At 44.6% G+C, this 5,202-nt stretch carries 9 protein-coding genes; 7 read left to right on the top strand and 2 right to left on the bottom strand.

What is annotated here, in order from left to right; all coding sequences use genetic code 11:
• Nucleotides 1-322: (R)-mandelonitrile lyase (locus BP07_RS00265; RefSeq protein WP_042684235.1), on the top strand; the 322-nt coding region annotated here is incomplete at its 5' end.
• Nucleotides 323-335: 13 nt separating this feature from the next.
• On the top strand, nt 336-749 hold the full coding sequence (locus tag BP07_RS00260; protein ID WP_211247025.1) for a flavodoxin family protein: 414 nt from the start codon (nt 336-338) through the stop codon (nt 747-749).
• 152 nt (nt 750-901) lie between these two features.
• On the opposite strand, the gene BP07_RS08505 is transcribed toward BP07_RS00260, so the two are convergent.
• The gene (locus tag BP07_RS08505) at nt 902-1,051 is read right to left on the bottom strand and encodes a PIN domain-containing protein (protein WP_211247024.1); all 150 of its coding nucleotides are present in this window, start codon (nt 1,049-1,051) and stop codon (nt 902-904) included.
• Nucleotides 1,052-1,232: 181 nt separating this feature from the next.
• Here BP07_RS08505 and BP07_RS00255 point away from each other — a divergent pair, with 181 nt between their 5' ends.
• The 3 genes from BP07_RS00255 to BP07_RS09180 all read left to right on the top strand — a co-directional run bounded on the left by BP07_RS00255 (nt 1,233) and on the right by BP07_RS09180 (nt 1,973).
• Nucleotides 1,233-1,448, top strand: coding sequence for a type II toxin-antitoxin system HicB family antitoxin (locus BP07_RS00255; RefSeq protein WP_042684228.1), 216 nt, complete (start codon nt 1,233-1,235; stop codon nt 1,446-1,448).
• Nucleotides 1,448-1,684 (top strand): type II toxin-antitoxin system HicA family toxin, encoded by a 237-nt coding sequence (locus BP07_RS00250; RefSeq protein ID WP_211247023.1) that lies wholly within the window; start codon nt 1,448-1,450, stop codon nt 1,682-1,684. Before BP07_RS00255 ends, BP07_RS00250 begins: the two co-directional genes overlap by 1 nt.
• A gap of 148 nt (nt 1,685-1,832) precedes the next feature.
• Entirely contained in the window at nt 1,833-1,973 is a 141-nt protein-coding gene (locus tag BP07_RS09180) for a DUF5654 family protein (RefSeq protein WP_394296282.1), read from the top strand.
• Here the strand turns inward: BP07_RS09180 and BP07_RS00245 are convergent.
• Nucleotides 1,967-2,866, bottom strand: a complete 900-nt coding sequence (locus tag BP07_RS00245) for an AraC family transcriptional regulator (RefSeq protein ID WP_211247022.1) — start codon at nt 2,864-2,866, stop codon at nt 1,967-1,969. The genes BP07_RS09180 and BP07_RS00245 overlap by 7 nt on opposite strands.
• Nucleotides 2,867-3,024: 158 nt before the next feature.
• Here BP07_RS00245 and BP07_RS00240 point away from each other — a divergent pair, with 158 nt between their 5' ends.
• Entirely contained in the window at nt 3,025-4,080 is a 1,056-nt protein-coding gene (locus tag BP07_RS00240; protein WP_211247021.1) for an iron-containing alcohol dehydrogenase, read from the top strand.
• A gap of 166 nt (nt 4,081-4,246) precedes the next feature.
• Entirely contained in the window at nt 4,247-5,107 is an 861-nt protein-coding gene (locus tag BP07_RS00235; protein ID WP_042684223.1) for an aldo/keto reductase, read from the top strand.
• Nucleotides 5,108-5,202: the final 95 nt, after the last annotated feature.

Genomic DNA, 5,202 nt, shown 5'->3' with positions numbered 1-5,202 from the left:
GGGCCGGAAAACCCCCAGGGTAACGGTTGCATTTGTGACGTTCGAACCGGGCTCAAGAACCGCATGGACCGCATGGCACACGCATCCAGCGGGACAGATTCTGATAGTGACAGCTGGGGTTGGGCTGGTTCAAGAATGGGGAAAGAAGGCGGAGAAGATCTATCCCGGAGATGTTGTTTGGATCCCTGCTGGTGTGAAACACTGGCATGGTGCCACTCCTGACGCAATAATGATGCACATAGCCATTCAGGAAGAGGTGGATGGAAAGACAGTGGAATGGTTGGAAAAAGTATCGGATGAAGAATACCCTGAAGAGATATGAGGAGGAGTTCAATATGAGGGCGCTGATCGTTTACTACTCCTGGTCTGGGAACGCCCGCAAGATAGCAAAGATAATTCATGAACTCGTTGGAGGAGACATCGTTGAGATTGAACCGGCAAACCCTACCCCTGAGTCATACAACGAAACGGTGGAGCAGGCAAAGAGAGATGAGGGCAGGCTACAAACCGCCATTAAAAACAATTGCACCACCTGTTGCAACCTTCCTCTCACAGCACGATTCTCGGGAAAGAAGATAGCCCCGTTTATCAACCATGGTGGTGGAGGAAAGCAGCGAACAGTGGAGGATATAAAAAGAACGTGCACCAATTCAGAAATTTTGCCGGAGTTCATTGTTTATGGAGGTGGCAGTGAAGATCTTAAGGAAAAAGTTCGTAAATGGTTAATTGAGATTGGTGTAGTTGTATGAAAAGTGTAAATGAATTTTTGCAACCCAAACAGTCTAATTTTCGTTGACTCTTTGGTATTGTCTGTATTAATCTACATCATGCAAATAGAGAGGAAAGTTGAAAAACAACAATCAAAGTTGTTTTAGGAATGTTTTTCGAGGGCAAATTAAGGTTAATAATCTTCGACCTCAAGCCCATCAATCTTTTTGAAGTGCTCATCCCTCGTAACGAGCTTTAAATCGTATGTAATGGCGGTAGCAGCAATAACGACGTCTGGGAATTCTCCCATTCTCAGCTTGTCCTTATTTTCCAATGTAACCAAGCTGCTTAAACATCACACCTCCAACAAAGTTTTTGAAAAAATCCTGAAGCTAATCCAAGCAGAATCGGCTGTTCTATAATATGGCAGGGTTTGAAAATGAGTGTGATGGAAACCTGCCCTAATTTTGGGAGAGAAATAACTTTATAAATTTGTTACAGACAGTAATAGGGAGGTGCTCCACATGAAAGCACTAAAAATCATAGTCGAAAAGCACCCCGAGGGATATGTAGCTTACCCCTTAGGATTAAAGAGTATTGTAGTTGGAGAAGGAGACACTTATGAAGAGGCTTTAGAAAATGTCAAGTCAGCAATTAAATTCCACATAGAGACTTTCGGGAATGAAGTTTTGGATATAGAAGAGGTTGTTGAAACTTTTATTGCAGAAGTGGTAATCTGATGAAATTTCCAAAAGATGCTCCTAAACGTAAGGTCATAAAAGCATTAGAAGGCCTTGGTTTCAAAATTGTGAGGGTTGGAAACCATATATCGATGGTAAAGGAGAATCCAGATGGTACTAAGACTCCATTAACTATGCCCAACCATGAAAGGATAAAAGGCTCAACTTTAAGAGTTATCTGCCGCCAAGCTGGTATAAAAAGAGAGGAGTTTCTAAAGGCTTACGAGAAGGCTTAGAAAATATATTTAAATCAGAAATGCTAATTACTCAGTGATTTTTCAGAGGTGATCGAAATGAGTGTGAAGGAGGAAGTTCTGGATAAGCTCTCAACCTTCATAACCTCTGCCTTCGGACTTGTTGCTGCTTTAGCCTACTGTAAAGGCGATTTTCAAGGCAGTTTTCGGGACTGCCGAGAACATCCTCGCAATGCTCGCCTATGCTTTTGCTGTTACGGTAATTACGGTTGTTGCGACAATATGGATAAGCAGGGCTGCTGCGAAGGCTAATGATCGTCGAAATCAGTAAGAAATCTCAGAGTAAACGTTCTGCTGAAAATTCTTTGCATCCTGAGAGGGCTGAACACCAAAGAACCTCTTGTATTCCCGACTAAACTGTGAAAGACTGTTGTATCCCACCTGAGATGCTGCTGTGGTAACGTCAAGGCCTGAGAGTATAAGTTTTCTTGCCTCGCACAGGCGTAGTTTTTTCTGATATTGCAGAGGTGTCATCCCTGTTAGGGCTTTAAAATGCTGGTAAAAAGAGGAGGTACTCATCCTCCCAAGTTCTGCCAGTTCTTTCACGCGAATAGGCTTAGAAAAGTGTTTTTTGAGATACTCCACCGCCAGCGTAATCTGATAGCCATGACTTCCAGGCAAAGCAATCTGAATCAGCCTCGGCCCGACTTCACTCATAAGGAGGCGATATATCAGTTCTTTCTGTATGAGACGCGAAAGAACAGATAAGTGGTCGGGCTCATCCAGTAACTCTATCAATCTTCTGAAGGCGTCAAGGATTTGTGGTGTTACTCTGCCCAGAACCATTCCACGGGAAGTTTGGTCCATTTTTTGTGACACATCTAACTCTATGATCAGCTCTCTCAGAGTATCTAAATCTATTCCCCATGTTATGCCGAGATATGGTTTCTCTTGTGAAGCCTCAATAATCTGGGCGGTTACTGAGAGATCTACGGAAGTGAGAAGAAATTTTTCAGAATCATAAACATACACCTCCTTGCCCAGCAGAACTCGCTTAGCCCCCTGAACGACAAGGCAAATGCTGGGTGGCATCAGGTAGCTTGCGGGCTCTGTTGGATGATCTGAGCGGATCAATTTGAGACCCCGGATCAGATGCACCACGGGCTCTTTTTCTGTAAATCTGTAAATTCTTCCCTTGAGCTGACTTCTCAGTTCGTCCATCATATATCCACAATAAATAGATTTTCTTTCCATACAAATATTTTATGGGGTTGGAAAATTGTGCAAAAAATCTGTAAAATTTTTTTAATAAGTTTTTTATACAGATGGTACTAACGTAATTTCGTCAGAACTACACTAAGTATTTGGAGGTGTACAGTGTGATGAAATTTGAATATTACAATCCAACAAGGTTGATCTTCGGGGTTGGTTCTCTCGAAAGGTTGGGTGAAGTGGTCAGTCAGTACGGAAAGAAGGCATTGCTTGTCACCGGCAAAGGAAGTGTGAAGAGGAGAGGCGTTTTCGACAGAGCGGTGGAAAGTTTAAACAAAGCGGGAGTAACAGTTATTGAGTTCTCCGGGGTTGAGCCGAACCCAAGGCTTTCAACTGTCATCAGGGGAGCGGAAACTGCCAAAAGAGAAAATTGTGACGCGGTAGTAGCGCTTGGCGGCGGAAGTGTAATGGATGCATCGAAAGTCATCGCGGCAACGGTGCTTTACGAAGGGGATCCGAAGGATATGTTTGTGAGAGCTGGAAAGGTACAGAGACTACCAGAAAAAGCCCTTCCAATTATTACAGTCCCCACACTTGCGGCAACCGGCTCAGAAATGAACAACGGTGCTGTTATCACCATCGATGATGAAGAAGAACCGTTGAAAACATTCGTAATGGCTGAAGCTTTATATCCACGCGTCGCAGTGGTTGATCCTGAACTTACGGTGACCGTTCCAAAGAACCACACAGCCTACGGTGTTGCAGACATAATAACCCATGTTACAGAGAGCTACTTCAACGGCGTCGGAGGAACGCCAATTCAGGACAGGTTCGCAGAAGGGGTTGTCCTCACTGCAATCGAGTACGGTCCCCAAGCGGTAGAAAACGGACAAGATCTTGAAGCAAGAACACAGGTTCAGTGGGCTTCCATTGTAGCCCTCAATGGATGGGTAAATGTGGGAACGTATGCAGCATATCCTGTTCACCAGATAGAGCACGCCCTCTCTGCCCTTTACGATATACCTCACGGTGCGGGTTTGGCGGTGGTAAATCCAGCATGGATGCGCTTTGCTGCGAAACACAATCCCGATCGATTTGCTCGGTTTGCACAACGCATATTTGGAGTCTCTGCGAAGGGTAAAGACACGCTTGAAGTAGCCATGGAAGGTATCGACAGGTTTGAAGAATTCCTGAAATCCCATAGGATGTCCAACACACCTCTCTGAGCTTGAAATTGGAGAAATCACAGAAGACATGCTCTGGCACTGGGCTGAAAAGACTCTTGAGGTACTTTGTGACGAACAAGGAAGACTTCCGGGCATACCGCCATTGAGCAAGGAAGATATCGTGGAGATATTGAGAATGGCGATGTAATTTGGGGAGGTGTGAATTATGCAGATTCCAGAAGTTATATTGAACAACGGCGTTAAAATGCCAATACTCGGCTATGGTGTCTATCAAATCCCTCCAGAGCAAACAGAAGAGTGTGTTTATGAAGCCATCAAAGGTGGCTACCGCCTGATCGACACGGCATCAGCGTACATGAACGAAGAGGGTGTTGGAAGAGCAGTCAAAAGGGCGGTTGATGAAGGAATCGTGAAGAGGGAAGATCTCTTCATCACAACAAAGCTCTGGATACAGGATGCTGGTTACGAATCCGCCAAGAAAGCCTTTGAAAGATCATTGAGGAGACTACAGTTTGAGTACATCGATCTTTACCTGATCCATCAACCTTTTGGAGATGTACACTGTGCGTGGCGTGCCATGGAGGAACTTTACAAAGAAGGACTTGTGAGAGCCATAGGTGTGAGCAATTTCCATCCAGATCGTCTCATGGATTTGATCGTTCATCACGAAGTGGTCCCTGCGGTGAATCAAATCGAGATCCACCCGTTCTATCAGAGGCAGGAAGATATCAAATTCATGAGAAAGCACAACATCCAGCCTGAAGCCTGGGGTCCTTTTGCAGAAGGCAGGAACAACATCTTCGAGAACGAAGTCCTCAAATCCATCGCAGAAAAATACAACAAAACGGTTGCACAGGTGATTCTGAGGTGGCTCATTCAGAGAGGAATCGTCACGATTCCAAAGACTGTTCGAAAAGAGAGGATGATCGAAAACATCAGTGTGTTTGATTTCGAGTTGAACAAGGAAGATATGGAAAAGATCGCAGCACTGGACACAGGAAAGAGTTTGTTCTTGTCACACAGAGATCCTGAAACTGTGAAATGGCTTTGTTCATTACTATTCTAAGGAGGAATCCCCATGAAGATCGTCAGAAACGGCTCGAAAGGTGTTGCGAAGGGTACAGATGAGCTGTTCACAGGAAGTGCGTTCATCGAGCTCGT

Origin of the sequence: Methermicoccus shengliensis DSM 18856, from assembly GCF_000711905.1 — an archaeon.
Taxonomy (GTDB): Archaea; Halobacteriota; Methanosarcinia; order DSM-18856; family Methermicoccaceae; genus Methermicoccus; species Methermicoccus shengliensis.
The sequence above is the reverse complement of the archived record's forward strand: the minus strand, read 5'-3'. Positions and strand labels throughout refer to the sequence as shown.